The organism is Saccharopolyspora pogona (genome assembly GCF_014697215.1).
Lineage (GTDB): Bacteria > Actinomycetota > Actinomycetes > Mycobacteriales > Pseudonocardiaceae > Saccharopolyspora > Saccharopolyspora hattusasensis.
Map to the genome: position 1 here is coordinate 3,933,411 of NZ_CP031142.1, position 23,399 is coordinate 3,956,809.

General features: G+C 67.7%; 19 protein-coding genes and 3 pseudogenes. 13 read left to right on the plus strand and 9 right to left on the minus strand.

The features are described 5' to 3' along the window. The first annotated feature begins 2 nt into the window (after positions 1-2). The 5 genes from DL519_RS17665 (at position 3) to DL519_RS17685 (ending at position 11,102) form a co-directional block, all read left to right on the plus strand. The gene (locus tag DL519_RS17665) at positions 3-194 is read left to right on the plus strand and encodes a tautomerase family protein (protein ID WP_190816405.1); all 192 of its coding nucleotides are present in this window, start codon (positions 3-5) and stop codon (positions 192-194) included. After that, complete coding sequence (locus tag DL519_RS17670; RefSeq protein WP_190816407.1) at positions 191-6,691, plus strand: non-ribosomal peptide synthetase; 6,501 nt, start codon at positions 191-193, stop codon at positions 6,689-6,691. Before DL519_RS17665 ends, DL519_RS17670 begins: the two co-directional genes overlap by 4 nt. Further along, entirely contained in the window at positions 6,688-8,445 is a 1,758-nt protein-coding gene (locus DL519_RS17675; RefSeq protein ID WP_190816409.1) for an ABC transporter ATP-binding protein, read from the plus strand. Before DL519_RS17670 ends, DL519_RS17675 begins: the two co-directional genes overlap by 4 nt. Further along, positions 8,442-10,175, plus strand: a complete 1,734-nt coding sequence (locus DL519_RS17680; RefSeq protein WP_190816411.1) for an ABC transporter ATP-binding protein — start codon at positions 8,442-8,444, stop codon at positions 10,173-10,175. The genes DL519_RS17675 and DL519_RS17680 overlap by 4 nt, the downstream gene beginning before the upstream one ends. A gap of 207 nt (positions 10,176-10,382) precedes the next feature. Beyond that, positions 10,383-11,102: a hypothetical protein gene (locus tag DL519_RS17685; protein ID WP_223839168.1), complete on the plus strand. Its 720-nt coding sequence runs from the start codon at positions 10,383-10,385 to the stop codon at positions 11,100-11,102. Positions 11,103-11,226: 124 nt separating this feature from the next. Here DL519_RS17685 and DL519_RS17690 read toward each other — a convergent pair. Further along, positions 11,227-11,487, minus strand: a pseudogene (locus tag DL519_RS17690) (transposase); the annotation flags it as partial. 124 nt (positions 11,488-11,611) lie between these two features. Further along, complete coding sequence (locus tag DL519_RS17695; protein ID WP_190816412.1) at positions 11,612-12,496, minus strand: LysR family transcriptional regulator; 885 nt, start codon at positions 12,494-12,496, stop codon at positions 11,612-11,614. Positions 12,497-12,595: 99 nt separating this feature from the next. Here DL519_RS17695 and DL519_RS17700 point away from each other — a divergent pair, with 99 nt between their 5' ends. Beyond that, positions 12,596-13,921, plus strand: coding sequence for an aspartate aminotransferase family protein (locus DL519_RS17700; RefSeq protein WP_223839169.1), 1,326 nt, complete (start codon positions 12,596-12,598; stop codon positions 13,919-13,921). Between the two features lie 80 nt (positions 13,922-14,001). Beyond that, positions 14,002-15,414 (plus strand): APC family permease, encoded by a 1,413-nt coding sequence (locus DL519_RS17705; RefSeq protein WP_223840309.1) that lies wholly within the window; start codon positions 14,002-14,004, stop codon positions 15,412-15,414. 847 nt (positions 15,415-16,261) lie between these two features. On the opposite strand, the gene DL519_RS17710 is transcribed toward DL519_RS17705, so the two are convergent. Next, on the minus strand, positions 16,262-16,402 hold the full coding sequence (locus tag DL519_RS17710; protein WP_190817647.1) for a hypothetical protein: 141 nt from the start codon (positions 16,400-16,402) through the stop codon (positions 16,262-16,264). 124 nt (positions 16,403-16,526) lie between these two features. Beyond that, a pseudogene (locus tag DL519_RS17715) lies at positions 16,527-16,637 on the minus strand (ATP-binding cassette domain-containing protein); the annotation flags it as partial. A 119-nt stretch (positions 16,638-16,756) separates the two neighbouring features. Here DL519_RS17715 and DL519_RS17720 point away from each other — a divergent pair. From DL519_RS17720 to DL519_RS17735, 4 genes are all read left to right on the plus strand, one after another. Beyond that, on the plus strand, positions 16,757-17,074 hold the full coding sequence (locus tag DL519_RS17720) for a transposase (protein WP_190816417.1): 318 nt from the start codon (positions 16,757-16,759) through the stop codon (positions 17,072-17,074). Further along, positions 17,071-17,574 carry an IS3 family transposase gene (locus tag DL519_RS17725; protein WP_190816419.1) on the plus strand — a complete coding sequence of 168 codons (504 nt, stop codon included), beginning with the start codon at positions 17,071-17,073 and terminating at the stop codon, positions 17,572-17,574. The genes DL519_RS17720 and DL519_RS17725 overlap by 4 nt, the downstream gene beginning before the upstream one ends. A 409-nt stretch (positions 17,575-17,983) precedes the next feature. Further along, positions 17,984-18,994, plus strand: coding sequence for a polyprenyl synthetase family protein (locus DL519_RS17730; RefSeq protein WP_190816421.1), 1,011 nt, complete (start codon positions 17,984-17,986; stop codon positions 18,992-18,994). Between the two features lie 93 nt (positions 18,995-19,087). Next, positions 19,088-19,816, plus strand: a complete 729-nt coding sequence (locus tag DL519_RS17735; RefSeq protein ID WP_190816423.1) for an HAD family hydrolase — start codon at positions 19,088-19,090, stop codon at positions 19,814-19,816. A 98-nt stretch (positions 19,817-19,914) separates the two neighbouring features. On the opposite strand, the gene DL519_RS17740 is transcribed toward DL519_RS17735, so the two are convergent. Beyond that, positions 19,915-20,070: a hypothetical protein gene (locus DL519_RS17740; protein WP_190816425.1), complete on the minus strand. Its 156-nt coding sequence runs from the start codon at positions 20,068-20,070 to the stop codon at positions 19,915-19,917. Positions 20,071-20,135: 65 nt separating this feature from the next. Between DL519_RS17740 and DL519_RS17745 the strand changes: the two genes are divergently transcribed. After that, positions 20,136-20,906, plus strand: coding sequence for a C-terminal helicase domain-containing protein (locus tag DL519_RS17745; RefSeq protein WP_223840310.1), 771 nt, complete (start codon positions 20,136-20,138; stop codon positions 20,904-20,906). A gap of 425 nt (positions 20,907-21,331) precedes the next feature. Here DL519_RS17745 and DL519_RS17750 read toward each other — a convergent pair. Next, positions 21,332-21,496: pseudogene (locus DL519_RS17750) on the minus strand (IS256 family transposase); the annotation flags it as partial. A gap of 95 nt (positions 21,497-21,591) precedes the next feature. After that, on the minus strand, positions 21,592-21,741 hold the full coding sequence (locus DL519_RS17755) for a hypothetical protein (RefSeq protein WP_190816431.1): 150 nt from the start codon (positions 21,739-21,741) through the stop codon (positions 21,592-21,594). Positions 21,742-21,761: 20 nt separating this feature from the next. Here DL519_RS17755 and DL519_RS48755 point away from each other — a divergent pair, with 20 nt between their 5' ends. Then, complete coding sequence (locus tag DL519_RS48755) at positions 21,762-21,896, plus strand: hypothetical protein (RefSeq protein WP_263399664.1); 135 nt, start codon at positions 21,762-21,764, stop codon at positions 21,894-21,896. A gap of 151 nt (positions 21,897-22,047) precedes the next feature. On the opposite strand, the gene DL519_RS17760 is transcribed toward DL519_RS48755, so the two are convergent. Both DL519_RS17760 and DL519_RS17765 read right to left on the minus strand, forming a co-directional pair. Then, positions 22,048-22,443 carry a winged helix-turn-helix transcriptional regulator gene (locus DL519_RS17760; RefSeq protein ID WP_223839170.1) on the minus strand — a complete coding sequence of 132 codons (396 nt, stop codon included), beginning with the start codon at positions 22,441-22,443 and terminating at the stop codon, positions 22,048-22,050. Positions 22,444-22,580: 137 nt separating this feature from the next. Then, on the minus strand, positions 22,581-23,357 hold the full coding sequence (locus tag DL519_RS17765) for a hypothetical protein (protein ID WP_190816435.1): 777 nt from the start codon (positions 23,355-23,357) through the stop codon (positions 22,581-22,583). Between the last annotated feature and the right edge of the window lie 42 nt (positions 23,358-23,399).

The following is a 23,399-nucleotide window of genomic DNA, read 5'->3' on the forward strand; positions in this document are numbered from 1 at the left end:
CTGTGCCATTCATAGACGTCAAGATCTTCGAGGAGCGCCTGGCGCCGGAGACCGAGCGAGCACTGATCTCGGCGCTCACCGACGCGGTCGCGGGCGTGCTCGGCGAGAAGACGCGTCCCATCACCTGGGTGGTCCTCGACGGCACCCCCGCCCAGCGCTGGGGCATCGGTGGCGAACCGGGCGAGGCGAAATGAGCGCCGCGGACCACGCGCTGCGCGCGGAGGTCGCCACCGCGCTCGGGCTTGCGCCCGAGGAGGTCGGCGAGCACGACGACCTCTTCGAACTCGGACTCGACTCCCTGGGCCTGATCCGGCTGGCCGGCCAGTGGCGCAAGCAGGGCCGGGCGGTCACCTTCGACGACCTGGCGGAGAACCCGACCCTGGCGGGCTGGCGTGCGGTGCTGGGCACCTCCGGCCCGAGCTTCCTGGAAGCCGAGCCGGACACCGTCGACGAGCGGGCGCCGTTCGACCTGGCGACGATGCAGCACGCCTACTGGATCGGCCGCCAGCCCGGACAGCCCTTCGGCGAGGTCTCCGCGCACTTCTACGTCGAGTTCGACGGCGCGAGCGTCGAACCGCCGCGCCTGCAGAAGGCGCTGGACGCCCTGGTCGCACGGCACGACATGCTGCGGGTGCGGTTCCTGGACGACGGCCGCCAGCAGATCACCGCAACCAGCGCGCTGCCCGCCGTGCGAGTGCATGACCTGCGCCGGCGGCCGGACACCGACGCCGAACTGGAGCGACTGCGCGAGCACTACACCCATCGCAGGTTCGACGTCGATGCGGGAGAGGCCTTCGAGGTCGCGCTGTCCCTGCTGCCCGACGGTTCCACTCGGATGCACGTGGACCTCGACATGATGGTCGCCGACGCGCTGAGCATGCGCATCCTGCTCAACGATCTGCGTGCCCTCTACGAGGATGCCGGGACCGAACTGCCACCGATCGACTACAGCTTCCCCCGCTACCTTGCAGACCGCGCCGCACGGCACGACCGCGAACGCGCCCGTTCCCGAGCGTGGTGGCAGGAACGGCTGCCCGAGCTGCCCGGCGGACCGGGACTGCCGCTGAGCTCCGAACGGGCCGGCCCACCCCGGACCGTGCGTCTGCATCACTGGATCTCCCCGCAGGACAAGGCAGAACTCATCGCCGCCGCGCAAAACCACGGCCTGACCCCGGCCGCCGCGCTGGCCAACGCCTTCGCCGAGGTGATCGGAGCGTGGAGCGCTGAGCCCCGGTTCCTGCTCAATCTCCCGCTGTTCGACCGGGAGCTGCTGCGCGACGACGTCGACCTGCTGGTCGGCGACTTCAGCTCGTCGATCCTGCTGACGGTCGACGTCAGCGAACCGATGCCCTTCGTCGAGCGCGCGCGACAGGTGCAGGCCAACATGCGGGCCGCGATCGGGCACGGCGCCTACGGCGGTGTCGAGGTGCTGCGCGATCTGGCGCGGCTCGGCGACGGAGTCCCGGTGCTGGCACCGGTGGTCTACACGAGTGCACTGGGGCTGGGAGAGATCTACGACGCCGATCTGCAACGCTGCTTCGGCACACCGTCGTGGATCATCTCGCAGGGACCGCAGGTGTGGCTGGACGCCCAGGTCACCGAACTCGACTCGGGGCTGCTGCTCAACTGGGACGTGCGAGCCGACGTGCTGGCCGAAGGCACCACCGAGGCGGCATTCGAGGTCTACCGCAACCTGATCAACGACCTGATCGCCTCGAACGATCGGTGGACCACCCCGGTCGGATCGCTGCTGCCACCCACGCAGGCCGCTGCCCGGAAACCCCTCAACAACGTCGAACCGGTTGCACCGCCACAGCTTCTGCACGAAGGGTTCTTCGCCCACGTGCGCGACCACCCGAGTGCGGTCGCCTTGGTCGACGACGGCATGTCGTTGACCTATGCCGAACTCGCAGAGCGTGCGTTGCGGGTGACCGCATTGCTGACGTCGCACGGTGTCGGCCGGGGCGACGCGGTCGCGATCACGCTCACGAAGGGACCGCAGCAGATCGTAGCGGCGCTGGGCGTGCTGGCCGCGGGCGCCGCCTACGTGCCGATCAGCGTCGACCAGCCCCCGCGACGCCGATCCCGCCTCCACCGACTCGCCGCAGTAGCGGCGGCGCTCACCGACGCGACGTACTGCGACGCGGTGCGCTCGGCGGCCTCCGAACCGGTGCTGCTGATGTCCGACGCAGCGCAGCACCCGCCCGCGACGGCTCCCGCGTCGGTCGATCCCGCTGAACTCGCCTACGTGCTGTTCACCTCCGGCTCGACCGGCGAGCCCAAAGGCGTTGAAGTCACGCACAGCGCAGCGATGAACACGATCAACGCGATCAACACTCGGTTCGGGGTCGGTCCCCAGGACCGCACGCTGGCGGTGTCGGCGCTGGAGTTCGACCTCTCGGTCTACGACATCTTCGGGATGCTGTCGGCCGGGGGCGCGGTCGTGACCGTCGACGAGTCCCGTCGTCGCGACGCCGAGCACTGGTGGCGGCTGGCGGTCGGATACGACGTGACGGTGTGGAACACCGCTCCCGCGCTGCTCGACATGCTGCTGGCCGCAGCGGACGGAGGGGAACCAGCGCTGCGGCTGGTCCTGCTCGGTGGCGACTGGGTCGGACTGGACCTGCCGGGGCGGCTGCGCGATCGCGCGCCCGACTCCCGGTTCGTCGCGTTGGGCGGGATGACCGAGGCCGCGATCCACTCCACCGCGATCGAGGTGACCGAAGTACCGGCGTCGTGGCGCTCCATGCCGTGGGGTGCTCCGCTGCCGGGCGTGGCCTGCCGGGTCGTCGATGCCCAAGGACTAGACCGCCCGGACCAGGTCACCGGCGAGCTCTGGGTCGGCGGGGCGAGTGTGGCCCGCGGCTACCGGGGAAATCCGCGGCGCACGGCGGAACGGTTCGTCGAGCACGACGGTCGGCGCTGGTACCGCAGCGGGGATCTCGCGCGCTACTGGCCGGACGGCACGTTGGAGTTCCTGGGCCGCACCGACCACCAGGTGCAGGTGCACGGGTATCGCGTGGAGCTGGGTGAGATCGAGTCCGCGCTCTCGGCGCACCCCGCGATCGGACACGCCGTGGCCACCCTCATCGCGGAGCCGGCGCCCCGGCTGGTCGCCGCCGTGTCCGCTTCCGAGATCGTGGCGGAGGCAGACCTGCTGGCCTGGCTCGGTGACCGGCTGCCGCCGTACATGGTATGCGACCACATCACGGTGCGGGAACGCCTTCCGTTGACCCACAACGGAAAGCTGGACCGCAGTGCGATCGCTTCGCTGCTGTCCCAGGAGGTCTCCCCTGCTGCGGCGGAGTTCCAGGAGCCCGCAGGCGAGCTGGAGGAGGTGGTCGCCTCGGTGTGGGCCGAGCTGCTGGGAGTCGACCGGATCGGCAGGAACGACGGTTTCTTCGCCCTCGGTGGCGATTCCCTGATGGCGACCCGGCTGGTCGGCAGGCTGCGTGAAGCCGGGATCGCGGGCGCGCGCCTGGCGACGTTGTTCGCCCGGCCCGTGCTGGCCGCCTTCGCGGCGTCGCTGATGCTGGGCGGATCCGACGACCAGATCCGCCTGAACGCCGACCTGGACCACCGCCACGACCCGTTCCCGCCGACCGATGTTCAACGCGCGTACTGGATCGGCCGCGACGAGCGGTTGCCCCTCGGTGGTGTCGGTACCTACCAGTACACCGAGTTCGACGGCGCCGAGGTCGACTTGGAGCGGCTGGAACGGGCCTGGCAGCGCCTCGTCTACCGGCACGAGATGCTGCGCGCGATCTTCGACGACGACGGCGCGCAACGCATTTTGGCCGACCCACCCCCGTTCCGGATCGAGGTCCGCGACGCCACCGGCGGCGACCCCGCTCCGGCGCTGGCACGCCTGCGGGAAGAGAAATCGCACCGCTACTTCGATCTCAGCCGGTGGCCGCTGTTCGAGGTGACCGCGCTGCACTACGACACCGACGGCGGCCGGCGCACGAGACTGGCGATCGGGTTGGACTACATCATCTTCGACGCCCTGTCGATCATGACGTTGTTCTCCGAACTCGACGCCCTCTACCGAGCCCAGGACGCCGAGCTGCCCGCGATCGGGATGTCGTTCCGCGACTACGTGCTCCAGGTCGAGCCCGAACCCGAGGCACTCGAACGCGATCAGCGGTACTGGCTGGAACGGCTGGAGGAGTTGCCGCCCGGCCCCGCGCTGCCGATGACGAGGCACCCTTCGCAGGTGTCGCGACCGCGGTTCTGCCGCCACCAGACCTGGCTGGACCAACGGCAATGGCAGGCGATCCGGGACCGGGCCAGAGCCGCCGGGCTGACCCCGTCCACCGTGCTGCTCACCGCCTACGCCGAGGTGCTGGGCACGTGGAGCCGCCAACGCCCGCTCACAGTCACGCTGACCCTGTTCAACCGCCGCGAGGTCGATCCCGACATCTACCGCGTACTGGGCGACTTCACCTCGCTGTCACTTGCCGACTACCGGCCGGAGCCGGGCGAACCGTGGCTGGAGGCCGCAGACCGGATGCAGCGCCGGCTCGGTGCCGACCTCGACCACCGCGACATCGCCCCGTCGTGGCTGTTGCGGGAACTGGCTCGCAGAACGGGCAACATCGACGCCATGCCGGTGGTGTTCACCAGCGCGATCGGCGTCGGCGACGGGGTGTCGATGGACATGTCACCGGGCTTCCCCGAGCGTGTGTGGGGGATTTCCCAGTCGCCGCAGGTGTGTCTGGACAACCAGGTGATGGAGTCCCAGGGCGGCCTGCTGGTCACCTGGGACGCGGTGGAGGACCTGTTCTGCGAGGGCGTCCTGCCCGCGATGTTCGCCGCCTACCGCCGACTGCTGGAGTGGTTGGCCGACCACGACTGGACCGAGAACCTGCCCGATCCGTTGCCACCGGAGCAGAAGCAGGTCCGCGATCACGTCAACGCGACGGACCGCACGATCCCCAGCGGTCTGCTGCACACGCCGCTGTTCGACGCGCCAGCCGGCTCCGACGCCGTCATCTGGGAGCACGACGGCCATCGGTGCACGCTGAGCCACGGCGAACTCCGCGACCGCGCCCTGCGCGTGGCGGGCGCGCTGGTGCGCAGCGGAGTGCGGCCGGGAGACACCGTGGCCATCACCCTTCCCAAGGGGGCCGACCAGATCGTGGCGGCAGTGGGTGTGCTCTGCGCCGGTGGCGTCTACGTTCCGGTCGGCGTCGAGCAACCCGAGCTTCGGCGGGAGCGCATCTACACCGACTCCGGAGCGCGGCTCGTGATCGACGAGACCGGCGGCGAAGACCGGATCGAGCTGAGCGCGGCGGTCCGGGCCGAACCGTTGGACGCTCCGGTCCCGGTGGAACCCGATTCGTTGGCCTACGTGATCTTCACCTCCGGTTCCACCGGCACCCCCAAGGGAGTGGAGATCACCCACGACGCGGCGGTCAACACCATCGCCGACATCAACAGCCGGTACTCGGTGACGGCTGACGATCGCGTGCTCGCGGTGTCCGCATTGGACTTCGACCTGTCGGTCTACGACGTCTTCGGCGTCCTTGGCGCCGGCGGCGCGGTGGTGCTGCCCGGGGAGGACGAGCGACGCGACGCCCACCGCTGGCTGGAACTGGTCACCAGGCACGGCGTGACCCTGTGGAACACCGTGCCGATGTTGCTGGACATGCTGCTCATCGCCGCCGACCTCGGCGGACGGAAGCTGCCCGCGGCACTGCGCCTCGCTCTGGTCTCGGGGGACTGGGTCGCGCTGGACCTGGGCGCACGGCTGGCGGCGGCCACCGACGGGCGCTGCCGTCTGGTCGCCCTCGGAGGCGCGACGGAGGCTTCCATCTGGTCCAACGCCTACGAGGTGGGCGAAATCGACGCCCGCTGGAGTTCCATCCCCTACGGTCTGCCGCTGGCGAACCAGTGCTACCGGGTCGTCGACGAGCAGGGCAGGGATCGGCCGGAATGGGTGGCGGGTGAACTGTGGATCGGCGGTCGCGGGGTGGCGGCGGGATACCGCGGCGACCCGGCCAGGACCGCGGAGAAGTTCGTCGACGACCGGGGACAGCGGTGGTACCGCACCGGAGACCTCGGCCGGTACTGGCCGGACGGGACGCTGGAGTTCCTCGGCAGGGCCGACCACCAGGTCAAGATCGGCGGGCACCGGCTCGAACTCGCCGAGATCGAGTCCGCGCTGGAGTCCTGCCCTGGAGTGGGCAATGCGGTGGTCGTGGTCACCGGAGAACGGCGGCAACGGGTGCTGCACGGCTTCGTCGAGCGCACCGACGGGCTCGACACCGCGGCCGTCCGCACCGAGCTGGCCCAACGCCTGCCCGGCTACGCCATCCCGGCCCGGTTCACGCTGCTCGATGCGCTTCCCCTGACCGCCAACGGAAAACTCGACCGGGCGGCGCTGGAACGCATGGCCGACGACCATGGCACCGCAGGCGAACCACCGGACGGTGCGGTCGAGAAGGGGCTGGCCGAGGTCTGGGCGGACCTGCTCGGGCATCCGGTTGACGACCGCGACGCCAACTTCTTCGGCCTCGGCGGGAACAGCTTGCTCGCGCTGCGCGTGATCAGCGCGGTCCAGCAGCGGTTCGGGGTCGACGTCGGAGTGCGGGACTTCCTGGCCTCGCCGACCGTCGCGAACCTGGCCGCAGAGGTGTCCAGGCTGCAGATGTCCATCATGGACGAATACGAGAGTGGTGTGCTGTGACGAAGAATTCCGGCACCGCCCAGGCCGCCCGCGTGCTCGCCCCGATCCGGGGGTATCTCGCCACCGCGGTCGCGTTTCAGGCGGTGGCCTCAGTCCTGGGCGTGCTGCCGCTGATCGCGATCGCCGAACTCGGCCGGGTGTTGCTGCCCGGCGGAGCCGGGCCGGAATGGGCCTGGCCGCTGGTGTGGCTGGGCGTCGGTGCGGTACTGGTCAGCCTGGCGCTGTCGATGGCGGCCCACACGATCACTCACGTCGGCGACAACAAGCTGCAACTGCACCTGCGCCGGGCCATGGCCCGGCGGCTGGGACGCGTCCCGCTGGGATGGTTCTCGAAGACAACCTCCGGCACAGTCAAGAAGACCTTGCACGACGACATCGCCGGTATGCACTACTTCGTCGCGCACACCCTGCTCGACGTGACCTCGGTAGTGCTGGCCCCGCTGACCGCACTGGTGTACCTGGTGACCGTCGACTGGCGGATGGCGGCGATCTCGGTCATCCCACCGCTGGCCGGAGCACTGCTGTTCCGCAGGGCGATGGCCGAGGCACGCCCGCAGATGGCCGCTTACGGGCGGGCGGTCGCCGAGATCAACAGCGGCGTGGTCGAATTCGTCGAGGGCATCGCCGTGGTCAAGACCTTCGGCGGCACCCGCACGGCGCACCAGCGCTTCCTGCGCGCAGCCGACGGCTTCCACGAGTTCTTCACCCGCTGGGTGGGTTCCACCATCGGCGTGTCCACGGCGTCGCAGCTGGCGGTTTCACCTGTCGTGGTTCTCCTGCTCGTGGTCACCGCGGGTGCAAGCATGGTCGCCACCGGCGTGATGGCCGCCCCCGACGTGCTGGCGTTCGTCCTGCTCGCACCAGCACTGGCCGGCCCGATCGCCGCGATCGGAACGCGCTTCCAGGCGTTGCGCACCGGAACCGCGGCGGCGCGCAACGTCCAGGCGCTCCTGGCAGAACCGGTGTTGCCGGTGCCGGCGAAGCCGAAAACGCCCAACCTAAACGAGATCCGGCTGCGCGGGGTGGAGTTCGGCTACGACGGTGATCCGGTGCTCACCGGTGTCGACCTCGACCTGCGTCCCGGCACAGTCACCGCTCTCGTCGGTCCTTCCGGCGCGGGCAAGTCGACCCTGGCCAAACTGCTGGTCAGGTTCCACGACGTCACCGGTGGTTCCATCACCCTCGGCGGCGTGGACGTGCGCGAGATAGAGCCGGAAACGCTGTACCGCTACGTCGGTTTCGTGTTCCAGGACGTGGTCCTGCTGCGCGGCACCATTTCCGAGAACATCGCGCTGGCCCGACCGGACGCAGCCGCCGACGACATCGAACGGGCCGCCCGCGCCGCGCAGATCCACGACCGGATCACCACTCTGCCGCGCGGATACGACTCGGAGATCGGCGTCGACGCGGAGTTCTCCGGCGGCGAGGCCCAACGGATCTCGATCGCTCGCGCGCTGCTGGCGGACACACCGGTTCTGGTGCTCGACGAAGCCACCGCCTACGCCGACCCGGACTCGGAGGCGCTGATCCAACAGGCACTGTCCACATTGGCCGCTGGACGGACCTTGCTGGTGATCGCCCACCGACTGGCCACCATCCGCGACGCGGACCAGATCGTCGTGCTCGAAGGCGGACGCATCACCGAACAAGGCCGCCACACCAAGCTCATCGAGGCCGACGGCCGATACGCGCGCATGTGGCGCGCGCAGGAACCCGCCGCACCGACCCACGCCACGCCAGGAGGAAACTCGTGATTCGCGCGCTGTTCACCGCGCTGGGCAAGCAGAACTCCGGACCGTTGCGGGGCTTGCTGGCGCTGCTCGCCACGGCCGCCGTCCTGCAAGGGGTTGCCTACGCCTTCCTGGTCCCGGTGCTGCGGACCCTGTTCGGCAACCAACCGGATACGGTGTGGCCGCCGCTGCTGGTCTTCGCGCTGGCCTGCACCGGCTCGGCGGTGGCGACCTGGTTCGCCCAGACAGCAGCATTCCGCACCGGTTCACGGCTGGCCAACGTGCTGCACCACCGGCTGGGTGCGGCGATCGTGGCGCTGCCGCTGGGCTGGTTCAACCGTTCCCGGGTCGGCGAGCTGAGCAGGATGAACAGCGAGCACGTGCTCCAGGTGATGAGCGTGCCCGCACACCTGCTGCGTCCCGCGGTCACCTCGGTGCTGACCCCGCTGACGATCGTGATCGCCATCCTGCTGATCGACGTGCGGCTGGCGCTGTCGGTCGTGCTGGCCATTCCGGTCCTGCTCGCGGTGCTCGCGATCAGTAACCGGGTCGTACGGATCGCCGATGCCGAGCGGCACGCCGCCATGGACGAAGCCGCCAACCGGGTCGTCGAGTTCGCCAAGGCGCAACCGGTGCTGCGTGCGTTCGGCCAGGCCGACACCGGCGGTCGGGCGCTGGACCGTGCGCTGCTGGCGCAGCGGAGCGTCGATCGGAGCATGCTTTTCCGGGTCGTGCCAGGCTTGGTCGCGTTCGAGTTCACGGTCCGCGTGATGGTGACGGCCGCCCTGGTGCTCGGTGTGCTGTCGGTGCTCGACGGCCGGCTCGACGTCGGGACCGTGATCGCCGTTCTTGTGCTGGTCGGCCGGTTCGCCGAGCCGGTGACCGCCGCTGCCGGGATCGGTGCGAGCATCCGGATGGCGCGCACGAGCCTGGCCACGATCAACCGGCTGCTCGCCGAACGCCCGCTGCCGGAGCCGTCGCGTCCGGTCCGCCCCGAACGCATCGACGTGGAATTCGATGACGTCAGCTTTGGTTACGACGACCGCCAGGTGCTGCGGAACCTCAGCTTCACCCTGCCCGGCAACAGCATGACCGCCCTGGTCGGCCCGTCCGGGGCGGGCAAGACGACGGTCGCCCGGCTGCTGGGGCGGTTCTGGGACACCACGGGCGGTCAGGTCCGCATCGGCGATGTCGACGTTCGCGACATCGCCACCGACGACCTGATGTCGATGGTGGCGTTCGTGTTCCAGGACGTCTACCTGTTCGACGGCACACTCGGCGACAACGTCCGCGTGGGCCGCCCGGACGCCACCGACGACGAGGTCCGCGACGCCATCGCGCGCGCCGGTCTGGTCGACGTGATGAGCGAACTTCCGCTGGGAACCGACACCCCCGTCGGCGAGGCGGGATCCCGGCTCTCCGGCGGCCAGCGCCAACGCGTGTCCATCGCCCGCGCGCTGCTCAAGCAAGCACCGATCGTGGTCTTCGACGAGGCGACGTCATCCCTGGACCCCGAGAACGACGTGGTGGTCCAACGTGCGATCGCAACGCTGTCCGAGAACTCCACACTGCTGGTCATCGCCCACCGGATGCAGACCGTGCTGGCCGCCGATCAGATCATCGTCCTCGACGACGGCGCCCTGACCGAACGCGGCACGCACGAGGAGTTGCTGACGCTCGATGGCACCTACGCCCGCTTCTACCACCGGCGGGCCTCCTCCGCAGGATGGCGGCTGACCGATGCCGTTTCCTGAACGGAGCTCCGCGACACGCGCAGACCGTTTCGGCCTAACAGGCGGCACAGCAGGGCTTTTGCCCGACGAGGCCCGGATCCACCGGTGTTGTGGTGAAAGTTTGTGCCGGCGGGGGTCGTGTCGTGGTGGGGCAGATGCCCTCTGGCCTGGGATGATTGTTCTTTGCGAGAGAGACAATCGGTTCCTGGATGAGAGGGCATCTGCTGGATGCAAGCATCGCATAGTGTCGGCGCGGTGTCGGTGAGGTTCGATGATCCGAATCTCGTGTCGTGTGCGGGATTGGTGCCGGTGTTGCGGCTGGCCGAGCAGGTCGGGGTGGCTGATCTGGCTGAGCAGACGGTGAAATTGTCGCCGGATGTGGGGTCGGCGGGGGCGAATCCGGGTGTGAAGGTGTCCTCGATCGTGGCGGGGATGGCCTGTGGTGCGGACTCGTTCGAGGATCTGGGTGTGATCCGCCACGGTGGCATGTCGCGGTTGTTCGACGGGATCCGGGCGCCGTCGACGCTGGGCACGTTTCTGCGTGGGTTCACCTATGGTCATGTGGCGCAGCTGGAGAAGCTGGGCCGGATCGTGCTGGAACGCCTGGCCGGGCGGTGCGGGTTGTTGCCGGGGGCCGATAAGCTGGTGTTCGTCGATATCGACTCGAAGATCAAAGAGGTCTACGGGGCGGGGAAGCAGGGCTCGGCGTATGGGTATACGAAGGTGCGGGGCCTGAACTATCTGATGGCCACGATCTCCACCCCCGGTACGGCGCCGGTGGTGGCGGCGACCCGGATGCGGGGTGGTAACGCCAATTCCGCCCGCGGCGCGGCGTCACTGATCACCTCGGCGATCAAGACGATGCGGGCCACGACTTCGGCTTTGACAGCGTCAGCCGGGCGATCCAATGCACCGGATCCTGCGGCCTGGCACGCCGGTAGTGGGTAGCGCGGGCGATCTCGGTCAGCTCACATGAGCGCTTCACCGGCATTCCCGAGTCCCGGATTTCGATGAATGCGGTGGTCATGACGTCCTCCAGTGCGCTGGCCCGGGTAGTCCCGGGGCCGGCCGGCACCGGCTGACTGCGGGGCACAGCTACGACGTAGCCGATGCGCCGGGATTCCAGCCAGGTGCGGAACTTCGAGTCCTGCCCGTAGGCTTCGTCGGTTGTTACCCAGCGGGCGGGCACCCCGGCTTCCAGTGCCCGAGCCACCATCGCGCGGGCAAGCACGGGCTTGGTCGCGAACTCCGTCTCATCAGGCACGCCCGCCTCTCGGCAACGGCCCGGATCAGCGATCCACGACTTCGGCAAGCACAGCTCGCGGTCGATCAGTGTGCGGTTTTCCGTTGCCGTGCAACAGGTCATCCAGCCCGGCCACCCACGCCGCAAGATCCTCGCCGACACCACCAGATCAACAGCAGAGATCACCAAGTGCGGCTGGAGCTCTAGGCAGTCGTCAGGTACATCCGTGCGCGACCCGCACAGCAAGTTCGGCGAAGTTCTGTGCGACCCGCAACGCGTCTTCGCGGTGGGCCACGGCGACTTCGCAGTCGGGTAGGTCGCTGATCGGCACGAACCGCACTCCGGGGCGAGCGTAGAACCGGGCTGCCGATGCGGGCACGATCGACAGACCGCGGCCCAACGCGACCGCCTGCATCTCGGCCTCAAAGGTGGCCGCCTCGTGCACCACCCGGGCGGGCTGCTTGCGGTGGCCGGTGAGGATCCACGAGTCGCGCCAGGCACCGCCGCCAGGCGCCGCGATGATGGGCTCCCGCAGCAGCCGGTCCACGTTCACCGCTGGCTCGCTGGCCACCTCGTGGTTCTCTGGTACGCACGCCAGACAACCCTCGTGCAGCAATGTTCGCGTCGTGATGCTGTCGACGTCCAGTGGCGGCCGGACGATCGCGGCCTCCGTCTCGCCGGAGTCGAGCCCGCAGCCGGGCGTGGCGAAGTCGTACTCCACCAGCTCAACGTGGACGTTCCCGAACTGTTCGTCGAACGCCCGCAAGATCGAAGGCACGAGGTCCACGGCGGCGCCGATCAGGTAGCCAATTCGCAGCGTTCCAGCCTCGCCGTAAGCCATCCGCCGCGCCACGTCCATGGCCTGGTCGAGCCGGTCGAGCACGGCGCGTGCCTCACCCAAGAACAGCTCGCCCGCCGGGGTGAGCGCGGTCGACCGCGTCGTGCGCGCGAAGAGCCGGAAGCCGAGTTGCGCCTCGAGCTGGCGGATCGTGTAGCTCAACGACGGCTGGGCGATCATTAGCTTTTCTGCAGCCCTCGTGAAGTTCGCGGTTTCGGCGACGGCCACGAAAGCCCGCAGGTTCCGGAGCTCCACGTTCATAGGCGGCATCTATGGAGTATACGGATTCCGGTCTTTCTACGGGAGGTCCCAGCGCTCCTACGCTAGGCGCGCAGCACGCACCTATCCAGGAGGAATGCCGTGACGAGTAGCGTGACCCCGCTGACTGGCCGCCACGCCCTCGGGCGCGAAGCCCTGCTCCACGAGCCGGCTGGCGGCGACCCGGACAAGCTCACCCTGGTGCGGGCACTTGGCTCGCTCGTGTGGGACGAGCACGGCCGCGAGTACATCGACTGCACCGCGCAAGCCTGGTCCAACAACCTCGGCGCGGGCGACTCGCGCGTGATCGAGGCGGCCATCGAACAAACCCGCGCGATCGCCCACGCGCGACCGACGTTCCACACCCCAGCCCTGCTAGAACTAGCGGCCCTCCTGGTGTCCATCGCCCCTGAAGGGCTCAACCGCGTCGGCTTCACGCTGCACGGCTCGATGGCCGTCGAAATGGCGCTCAAGCTCGCGATGCGCAACCGCCCAGGAGCCGAACACGTCGCCGTGCTGCACGACGGCTACCACGGCCGCTCGATCACCACAATGGCGGCGAGCTGGCCGCATCCGGACAACGGGTTCGGCCGCCTGCAGCCCCGCTTCCTGCGTCTGCCGCGTCCCGACCTCTACCGTCCGCGGCTCGCGCTCACGCCCGAGGAAGACACTGAGGTCACGCTCGCGGTCGTCCGCGATATCCTCACCAAGGGCACTGAGGGGCCGGTCGCCGCGCTAATCTACGAACCCATCCAGGGAAACGGCGGCCACAACGAGTTCTCGGCGCGCTGGCACCAGGGAATCCGCAAACTGTGTGACGAACTGGACATCATGTTGATCATCGATGAGGTGCAGACCGGCTTCGGGCGCACCGGCCGAATGTGGGCTAGCGAGTATTACGGGATTGACCCCGACGTCCTGGTGTTCGGCAAGGGCGTCGGCGGCGGCTTCCCGCTCGCGGGTGTGCTCACCAAGCAGGAGTACGCGAAGTTCCACGCCGGCGACGACCAACTGACCTTCGGTCAGTTCCCGGTCTCGGTGGCCGCCGGACTCGCCGCCGTCCAGGCGATCCTCGACGACGACCTGTCCGCCGTCGCCGCCGCGCACGGCCGGTACGCGACCGAACGGCTGCGCGAGATGCAGACCCGCCACCCGCTGATCGGCGAGGTCCGTTCCCCTGGCCTCATGGTGTCCATCGAGCTGGTCCGCGACCGCGTCACGAAAGAGCCCGCGGTCACCGAAGCCCACGAGGTCTTCCTGCGAGCACAGGAAAAGGGCGTGATTTTCGGCGAAAGCCGCTATGCCAACCTCGGCAGCCTGATTAAGATCAAGCCGCCGCTCGACATCCCCCGGGCGCTGCTCTCGCGGGCCCTGGACGTGCTCGACGAAACGCTCACCGAGGTCGAGGCCGGGATGGGGGCAAGATGAACAAGCCGATCACCACGCGCCCGCTGTCGGACGCCGACGACCTCGCCGCCCTGGGCTACCGCCAGCGGCTACGCCGGACGATGAGCCCCTTCACGGCGTTCGCGCTGGCCTTCTCGATGGTGTCGATCAACACCGGGATCGTCACGCTCTTCACCGACCCCTACAAGTACCTCGGTGGCTCGGCGGTGTTCCTCTGGCTGCCGGTGCTGCTGCTCGTGCTCACGCTCGTCGCCGTGTATGCCCACCTCGCCAGCCGAATGCCCATCACCGGCTACGCCTACCAGTGGTCAAGCCGGCTAGTCGGGCCGAACTTCGGCTGGTTCACCGGTTGGATCGCGCTCATCTCGTTCCTCGCAGGCACGGCGGGCACAGCCGCGGCCATCGGCACCGTATTCGCGCCGGAGATCTGGGCGGACCCGACTCCGCAGCAAGTACAGGTTCTGTCCATCGGGTGCACCATCGTGGTCGCGATCCTCAACATCGTCGGCGTCAAGGTGGCCACGCGGATCAACAACATCGGCGCGTCGATCGAACTGATCGGCACCGTGGTACTCGGCGTTGTGCTGATCGCGGGACTGCTGGTGTTCTTCGGCCACACCGAGGGCCCCCGGATCCTCACCGACACCCACGCGCTGAGCGGGGAAACCGTTTCGCTCACAGGGTTTTCACTCGCCGCGCTGCTACCTGTGTACGTCCTACTCGGCTGGGAAGGCGCGGCCGATCTTGCCGAGGAGACAATCAACCCGCGCAAGGCGGCGCCGCGCGCGATGTTCCGCGCGGTGATCGTGTCGGGGATCATCGGATTTCTCATCTTCGCCCTGCTCGCCATGGCGCTGCCAAGCGACCCGGCAACGTTCTTCGCCAGCGCGGAAAACCCGGTGCTGAAGCTGCTTGGCACGCACCTCGGTCCGCTCGCCCGCGCACTCATGATCGTCGTGGCCTTCGCGTCGATCTTCGCCTGCCTGATCGCGAATATGGCAGTGGCAACCCGTATGACCTTCGCCCTCTCGCGCGACAATATGCTCCCCGGCTCGCGCGGCTTGCAGAAGGTCGGCACGCGCAGCCGTGCGCCGATTCGCGCGATCGTGTTCGTGACCGTGGTGGCGATCGGCCTCAACCTGCTCAACGGCGGGATCGTCGGCCAGATCTACGCCATGGTCGGCCTGACCTACTATCTCGTTTACGGCCTCACCATGCTCGCCACCGCGATCGCCGCCCGCCGCGGCCACATCCCCGCCGCCCTGCCGGGCGTGTTCGACCTAGGCCGGTGGCTCAACCCCGTGGTGACACTCGGACTCCTGTGGTGCGCCGCCGTCATCGCTGCTCTCACCCTGCCCGAGGCGAACCGCCAGAACGCGGTCACCGCCGCGGTCGTGCTCGGAATCGGACTCGTGTGGTGGGTCCTGGTTCTCCGGCGCCGCCTGCGTAACGGCACCGCGGGTCCGCCACGCGCAAGCGTCGAGGGTGATGTCCCGGCGGACCCGACGATCTGACCTCGAGCCGATGACCGGGCATGCCCGGTCATCGGCATCAGCGCGCTAGGCAGCTGAATGCTGTATCGCCACCACCTCAACAACCGGTCCCGCAAACCTCGAACTGGATCCACCCTCTCCGTCAGCGCTCCCGGTAGCGACGAAGGTCAAGGATTGATGCTCAGCGCCTGCGTTGTGGAAGGGCGCTGACGCAGGAGGTACCACGATGGAGACTGCAACGATGACAAAGATCCACGTTGCGATAGTTAGCGCGGACGCCATGACTCACGCCGGCCTGCAACACTACCTGCGGAGTGACCGGTGCCTGGTGGAGACCAGCATCGATCGACGGGATGCCGACATCGTGGTGATGGTTGTGGACACGATCAGTTCGTCCACAATGGACTTTTTGGGAACTGTCATCCGACGATTCGACCCGATTCCTGCTCATCGTGGACAAGCATGGACATGCCGACTTCCACCTAGTCGCCGCTGTGACGGCGCAGGTGTTCGCCGCGGTTCGGCCCGGCTCACGCGCAGAAGTACCAGTGGCGCGTGAACTGGGCCGGCTTCGAGATCTGACACCGCGCCGCCCCACCCACCACGTGGTGCGGCGCTCCGCGTTCTCCCGGCCCGTGCGAGCCGGCGTCCCGGTAGCTTTCGCGCAGCAGACAACGTTTTAACGCCTGACCTGCGATTATGCGGCTGTCCGGTGCTGTGATGACTTTACTGCTTGGCCCCCGGCGAGCCTGGCTGTTGTGGTGCTGGTCGTAGGTTGCCGCCCGTGAGGGTCCTGCCCACGCACACCCCGGCGCCGCGCACCAGCCCGGAACCCAACGGGCACAAGCCCGCGTGTCCACCGGGGTGATCACTTGCCGACCAGGTTCAACGGGATTTCCTCGTCGCCGTCCCACACACGCAGCGTGTCGCGATGCTTGTTGGCTTTCGCAACGGGAACCCAGAACCGCCCGGTGGGCTCCTCGTCGTTGTCGAGGTCGTCCTCGGGCACGTCGATGCTGACGCGAATGGCAGCAAACCGGGCAGCACTGCGGCGTGATGCCGCGCTGGTCGCGGGGCTTAGAGCTCGCCGAGCTCGTCTCGGTCGTGTTCATCGGCGGCCAGGATCGCTTCGCCTCTAGCTCGAGGCGCGTTTGCGCATCGACCGATGCGAAGGGTTCGTCCATCACGAGCACCTCGGGATCGGTGACGAGCGCTCGAGCGATCGCGACTCGCTGCTGCATACCGGCGATCGGGTTGTGCGAGACCGTGTCGTTCTTCTTCGCCTCCTCGAACTCCGGGGACTCGGGGATGTGTTCCGTACCGGGTTTGATGGAGACCATCAAGCCTGGACGGATGAGGAGTAATGGCCGCACCGAAGAAGTACCCCGATGAGCTGCGTGAGCGGGCGACCCGGATGGCCGTGGAGGCGCGCCGGGACCCGGCGGTCGCGACTGGGGCGATCAGGCGGATCGCCGAGCAGCTCGGGATCCACCCGGAGGCGCTGCGGACCTGGGTCAAGCGCGCGGAGATCGACGCCGGGGACCGGCCGGGCACCACGAGCGGTGACGCGGAGCGGATCGCGAAGCTGGAGCGGGAGAACCGTGAGCTGCGGCGGGCGAACCAGATCTTGCGGTCAGCGGCAAGTTTCTTTGCGGCGGAGCTGGACCGTCCGTCGCGATGAAGGTCGAGTTCGTCGAGTCCCAGCGGGAAGAGCACGGTGTCCAGCTGGTCCTGGAGGCGCTCGAGCAGACGCCCGCCGAGAGCGCACCGTCGACGTACTACGCGGCCAAGTCCCGCCCGGAGTCGGCCCGTGCGGCACGAGACCGGGAGCTGGCCGAGAAGATCGAGCGGGTGCACGAGGACAACTACGGCGTCTACGGGGCGCGCAAGGTCTGGGCCGAGCTCAACCGGCAGGGCACCGACGTGGCCCGGTGCACGGTCGAGCGGCTCATGCGCGAGATCGGGCTGCGTGGTCTGCTACGCGACAAGTCCTCACGCACAACACGGCCGGCAGCGGAGACCGGCAGGCCAGGTGACCTGGTCAAACGTGACTTCACGGCCACGCGTGTGAACGAGTTGTGGGTGGCGGACATCACCTATGTGCGCGTCGTGGAGGGTGGCTCCCTTGCTGGTGGTCGATGTCGAGGTCCAGCCGGACGGGTGGTTCGTGCGCAGCGGTGAGGTCTGTTTGAACGCTGAGCTGATGGACCACTGGATCGACTGGAGCCGGCAGGAACGCGACGCGCTCCTCGAAGAATTCCAGGCTGACTGGGCACAGGGTGACCACCATGGTTTGGCCGAACAACATGTGACGGACGGTCACCGATCCGATCCGAGTGATGGGTGTCGTCAGACAGCGGAATGCCGAGTCGGCTCACCACGCACGCCGCAGCAGGTACCGGCCCCGGCGCCTGCTGCGGCGTGCGTGGTGAGGTGATGGGGCTTAGCGCTGGTGATCGACTGCGGTGAGGGCTTCGTGGTCGAGATAGATATGATCTTTCCTCCACGACACTCAGTCGATCGACCGGCGTGCCGGTCAGCCCCCATGCTCGTTGCCGAGCGTGTCCAAGCGAGTCATAGGAGAAACAGCGTGAGGCCCGTTCTGACTACTCCTGATCTTGTCGAGTTTGGGGCGCGGCTGACTGTCGAGCTCGAAGAGGAGTATCGCCGCGTTCTGCTTCCGTACGGTTTTACCGACCACGCGGGCGAGCTGGCTACGGGCAGGCTTGTGCGGTCTCGTCTGGCTGCGGTCGCGGCTGGGGAAATCTCGGAACGCCTGATTCGGCGTTGTCTCGCGCTTGAACTGCTGCACACCTCGACGCTGATCCACGACGACATCCTGGACAAGGGGACCGTTCGCCGTGGCGTGCCCACGCTCTGGAAGTCGGTGGGCATCGAGCAGGCGTTGCTCATCGGCAACATCGTCTCCGCAAGGGCACTGGCGATTGTCCAGGCCGACTGCGCCGAGCTAGCGAGCACGTTCATCGAGACCTTCCACAGAGTCAACGTGGCGCAACTACGAGAGTTGCACCAGCGCGGCACGATCAAGGACAGGGCGATCCACGAGGCCATCAACATCGGCAAGACCTCCGGAATGTTGGAGCTCGGGCTTGTCGTGGGGTGCATGTCCAGTCCGCTATGGCCGGTGGATCTCACCCACCTGCGTAATGCCATCCGCGAGTTCGGCGTTGGCTTCCAGCTCTCCGACGACGTCGAGGACATCCAAGCCTGGCGTGGAGAATCCGAGCAGGAGAGGTCGAAGACGGCCGACCGCGACATCGAGTTGGGCAACTACACCCTGCCCGTCACCTTCCTCGTTGAGTCGGCGACCGCGGACCACAAGCCGGGTGACCCGCTAACCGTGCAGACGCTGCAGGCGTGGGGGCAGGACGACTGGGAGCCGAGTCTAAAGGCCACACTGCGCATCGCCTCCGAACATCTCCAGCGAGCCGAATGGCACCTGAACCAGGAGCTCGGGTCCAGCGGCGGCGCGGAGTTGTCGCACCGCCTCACAACCTGGATCCGAGAAATGATCGAATCGTGGCAGCGGAAGGGCCTGGACACGATGCTGAGCGACCTGCCGCAGCAGGCGGCGCAATGAATCCGAGCGCCCTCACCATGGTTGGCCCATCGGATGCACGGTAGGCGTGTTGGCAACGATTCCCCCCGCGCGGGACAGTTTGCGGTTCTCGATATGGACGGGACGTTGTTTCCCGGGGTCCTCGGCATGGAGTTCGTCGCCGCTCTAGCGGCGCGAGACCTGTCCGATCCTCAACACATCAAGGAAATCAAGCTCGCGACGCGGCGCTACGAGGACGGGGAACTCGATCTAGCCTCGGCCACCGCGATCGTGTACGAGCGTTATGCCGCGTGCCTGAAAGGGCAGGCACAACACCAGGTCCAGGAGGTCGCCTGGGAATGCTGGGCCAGGGTGAGCAGGCAGTTGTTTTCCTTCAGCCGTCGGCTTGTTGAGGACCTAGCGGAATTGGGGATCCCCAGCATGCTGATTTCAGGCAGCCCAGATGAGGTCATCCAGGCGGCGGCACGGGACCTGCGCATCCCCTACGCCCGTGGGGCGATCGCCAGTACTCACGCGGGCCGCTACACCGGTGAGCTCGCCAGCGCCCCTGGGGTACGCGGTGGAAAATCTGCCGTCCTCGCCGAGCTGACGTGCAGTACTGGCGTCGCGCCCAAGTGTGTGTTCGCCCTCGGCAACTCCATAAACGACGCCGAAGTGTTTCGTCGGTCCGCCCTCAGCGTGGCCTTCGAACCCGACGGCGAGCTCATGGCCCTGTCCGAGGCCAACGGCTGGCTCATCGCCGACCGGACCAGCTTGCCCACCATGCTCAGGAAGGTCCTGGCAAGCCTGGCTGAATACCGGGGACCTCTCGAATCCTCAGGGACGGATGTGCACTCGCCCTGACCACACCGGACCTGAACCGGACTCGTGCCTGGTGACCCGGCCGCGTGGCTGACCGCGCTGAACTGACGACCGAGCTCGATCATCTCCCACGTGACGGGCTATGCCTCTGCGTGCTCCCCGAGGAAGGAGACGTCGCCGCTCAGGAGAAAGAACGTCGCCCCAAGTTCGCGCCAGTGCGGCAGGTCGTCTCCTGTCAGGGAGAAGATCCCGCTCAGCTTCCCTGCGCGCTTGACCTCGGCAAGGATCCCGGCCACGGCGGACGGTGAACGAACGGGTCTACGGGAACAGGCTCCGGGTGCTCACGAATCCGGCGAATCTCATGACAGGCGACGACAAGCCTGTGCGGTGGGATCACCTCAGCAGCAACTGCGAAAGGACTCCTGACGACGAGGCTGCGCGGGTGTTGGTCGTCGTGAACGAGATCCGCGCCGGGAACGCAACCAAATCCATCGGTGTTGTCAGCCCGTATGCAGCACAGCGGGCGAGGATCCGCGACCTCCTTCGCGGTGTCCCTGAGGTGCAAGTAGGCACGGTCCACACCTTCCAAGGCCGGGAGCGTGACGTGATCTTGCTTTCCCCTACCCTCTCGCAGGGCGCCGTGCCGAAGTCCGTCAAACGGCTCGCGAGCCACCAGAATCTCTGGAACGTGGCTTTCACCCGCGCGATATCCCGGCTGATCGTGGTAGGCGATGCGAACCTGTGGCGGAAAACCAGTGGCTTGCTGCGGAGTCTGCTCGCCCAAGCAGAGAACGCCGAGATCCAAGACGCCTCCGATCCCGACATGGACGATCCGCTCGCCAAGCTGTACCAACGCCTCATCGTGGCGGGCGTACCGGTCGAGACAGGTGCCGACGTCGGCGGCCACCGCGCCGACCTGGTGATCCGCTCAGCCAACGGGCCAGTCGCGGTGCTCATTGACCGAAGCGGAACCGGCACCGATTCCACCGGCACGTTGGGGAGAAATCTCCGCCAGCTCTGCACCGCCCAAGAACTCATGGACGAAGCCACCAACGGCAAGGTCGTCCGGATACCGATCTGGCGCTGCTTCGACGACCTGCCCGGACTTGTCGAAGAGCTGCGCACAAGCTGATCGCTACTGAAACAGCGGTACACCGGCACGAGCAGGCCGAACTCGGAAGGAAGACAATTACTCAGCTGAGATCAACCGTACCCGCAAGGCCTCCCTGTTGCTTCTCATCGACCAGGCGGTATCGCTCGCGTACCGACGAACCTCCCGATGTGGATCGATCCGCTGAACAACGGCAAGACACCGATGGTCGCGACAGCTTCCCGCCGATCGTCATCAACCTGACCGACGGTGCAGCCACCGACGGTGATCCCACTGCGGCGGCAGGCAGCTTTGCGTCAGGTTGAGACCGACGATGGTCGTGGGATCGAGCTGACTGGCGACAGATGCGATCCCGCACTCCGGCATCATCACAACCCTGAGAGCAATAGTTGAAACCTGTGGATGAGCCGGGGATGGGCGTACCTTCCCGGTGACCAGTGCAAACAGCCGACCGGGTCGTGCTTGCCGTAGCCGAGATGATCATCCATCTCGCCGGCTAGCGCGGCCTCGGTGACCAGCTTGGTCAGCCGGCCCAGCAGGCCGCCCTCACCAGTCAGCCGCAGCCCTTCGGCACGGGCCCGATCGGCCAGCTGCTGGATCTGCTCATCCATCACCGCCAGGTCTGCCGCGGCGGCCTCGCCTGGCCTGCTCGGTCTTCACCTCAGTCACTGGTGCCTCCTACATCTCAGGAGTTACACCGTTAAAATTACAGTCCCCCGTCGCCGACGTCCGGCCAGGGCGCCTCGCTGAGCGTCGAGGACGCCGTCGCGCTGGCCTGGGCGATTCGCCGCAACGACTCCACCCGGACGGCGTTCGCCCAGTACGAGGCGCAGCGGCGAGGGCGCGTCGAGCGCATTCGTCAAGGCGGCATCCCGGATGAACAACAACAAGATCCCCCGGCCGGTCGGCCGATTCGTCAGGGACGCGATGATGCCGATCGCGTTTCGGATGATGGCGAACGGAAATGCGATGCGGATGCCGTTCGACCACTACTCCGAACCGCTCGTCTGACAGTCGACAGCAGTCCACAGGTCGCTGTCACGATGCTGGTCGAGCGCACCTCCCCCGCGTCCAGCAGGGCCGTCTTTCCGACGCGCTCCGGGCGTTCCACGCCATCAGCTGGATTCCCCACCTGCCGGCGGCCGCCGCGTTGCTCCCGGGCTCAGCCGGCAGCGGACGATGGCAGGTCCAGACCGTCGACGCCGACCGGTTCGCCACATGAGGTGCACACCAGGGCGAGCGAGACCGGGCCGCCGCACTGGGAATGCAGGGTCAGCCGGGGTGGACCGGCCGGAGCCGCGTAGTGCCGGTCGCCCCATTTCATCAGCGTGATGAGAGTCGGCGCGAGTTCACGTCCCTTGCCGGTGAGTGCGTATTCCGATCGGCCGGGCCGTTCCACATCCGGCTGGCGTTCAAGTATTCCTTCGTCACACAGCGCCCGGAGCCTGCTGCTCAGCACGTTGGTCGCGATGCCCAGACTTGCCTGGAAATCGTCGAACCGCCGTCGGCCGAGGAACGCGTCCCGCACGATCAGCAGGGTCCAACGCTCGCCGACCACTTCCAGGGCTCGCGCGATCGAACAGTTCTGAGTCGGGTATGTCCGGTGCAACACAACGTCGACGATAGCTGGCTTGCGTCATAAAATCGAGCAGTCGGCCGCGGGACAACCTCGATCACCGTGGGTGGTGGCTGCGGTCATCGACTCGTCGCGCGGACCACCCGCCGGCGCTCGGGGTCGGGCGGCGCGGTTTCCGTTACCCGTTCCCGAATTGTGCCGCGGAGGCGGCGGATCGACAGCACGTGCAGCGCGATCAGCACCGGTACCGCCGTGGTCGGGATGAGCACCAGCGGCAGGACGCTGATCGTGTCGTTGACCGGCGTGACGTCGACGATCCGGTATCCCGTCAGACCGCCCAGTACGTTGGCCACCACCAGGTCGAGGATGCCGAACAGGTTGAACCACAGGGCCGCGCGGTGCCCCCGTCCGCGGGCGAGGCGGCGGGCGACGAAGGGTTCGGCGATTCCGGCGGCGATGTCGCCGAGTCCAGCCGGCACGGCGAACAGGGCGGGCAGGTGCCCCAGGGCCATCGTGATGAGGAAGGCGGCGCCCGCGACCCGGAACACGTGCGGCCAGGCCATCCGAGTCACCGCGCCGGGGCCGGACAACGACCGTGCCACGAGGGGAATCCGGGCCGCGGTCAGTAGCGCGATCAGGGTGCCGACGGCGGCGATCAGCAGCCACGGTGGCTGTGTCCCGAGCTGGGTGTGGTACCAGCCGTGGGCGGCGATCACGGCGCTGGTGATCACCCAGGCACCGAGCAGCACCCCGGCGCTGACGGCCAGCAGTGCGGCTTTCCGCATACCGGCACCGGCGGCATCGGCTCCTCGGTACAGGGTCACGCAGGTCATGGCCGGGATGCCGACGACCCCGACGATCGTGATCACCCACAGGTAACCGGGCAGGTGGATCATCGAACTGCCTTCCGCTCGTTTTCGGGTTCGTGCGGTGGTTTC

Excerpts from the sequence above, each read along its gene's own strand:
- DL519_RS17720 (WP_190816417.1), top strand. The coding sequence starts at position 16,757 with ATGGCCGCACCGAAGAAGTACCCCGATGAGCTGCGTGAGCGGGCGACC.
- DL519_RS17735 (WP_190816423.1), top strand. The coding sequence starts at position 19,088 with ATGGACGGGACGTTGTTTCCCGGGGTCCTCGGCATGGAGTTCGTCGCC.
- DL519_RS17685 (WP_223839168.1), top strand. The coding sequence starts at position 10,383 with ATGCAAGCATCGCATAGTGTCGGCGCGGTGTCGGTGAGGTTCGATGAT.
- DL519_RS17695 (WP_190816412.1), bottom strand. The coding sequence starts at position 12,496 with ATGAACGTGGAGCTCCGGAACCTGCGGGCTTTCGTGGCCGTCGCCGAA.
- DL519_RS17670 (WP_190816407.1), top strand. The coding sequence starts at position 191 with ATGAGCGCCGCGGACCACGCGCTGCGCGCGGAGGTCGCCACCGCGCTC.
- DL519_RS17725 (WP_190816419.1), top strand. The coding sequence starts at position 17,071 with ATGAAGGTCGAGTTCGTCGAGTCCCAGCGGGAAGAGCACGGTGTCCAG.
- DL519_RS48755 (WP_263399664.1), top strand. The coding sequence starts at position 21,762 with ATGAACAACAACAAGATCCCCCGGCCGGTCGGCCGATTCGTCAGGGAC.
- DL519_RS17705 (WP_223840309.1), top strand. The coding sequence starts at position 14,002 with ATGAGCCCCTTCACGGCGTTCGCGCTGGCCTTCTCGATGGTGTCGATC.
- DL519_RS17755 (WP_190816431.1), bottom strand. The coding sequence starts at position 21,741 with ATGCGCTCGACGCGCCCTCGCCGCTGCGCCTCGTACTGGGCGAACGCC.
- DL519_RS17765 (WP_190816435.1), bottom strand. The coding sequence starts at position 23,357 with ATGATCCACCTGCCCGGTTACCTGTGGGTGATCACGATCGTCGGGGTC.
- DL519_RS17745 (WP_223840310.1), top strand. The coding sequence starts at position 20,136 with ATGACAGGCGACGACAAGCCTGTGCGGTGGGATCACCTCAGCAGCAAC.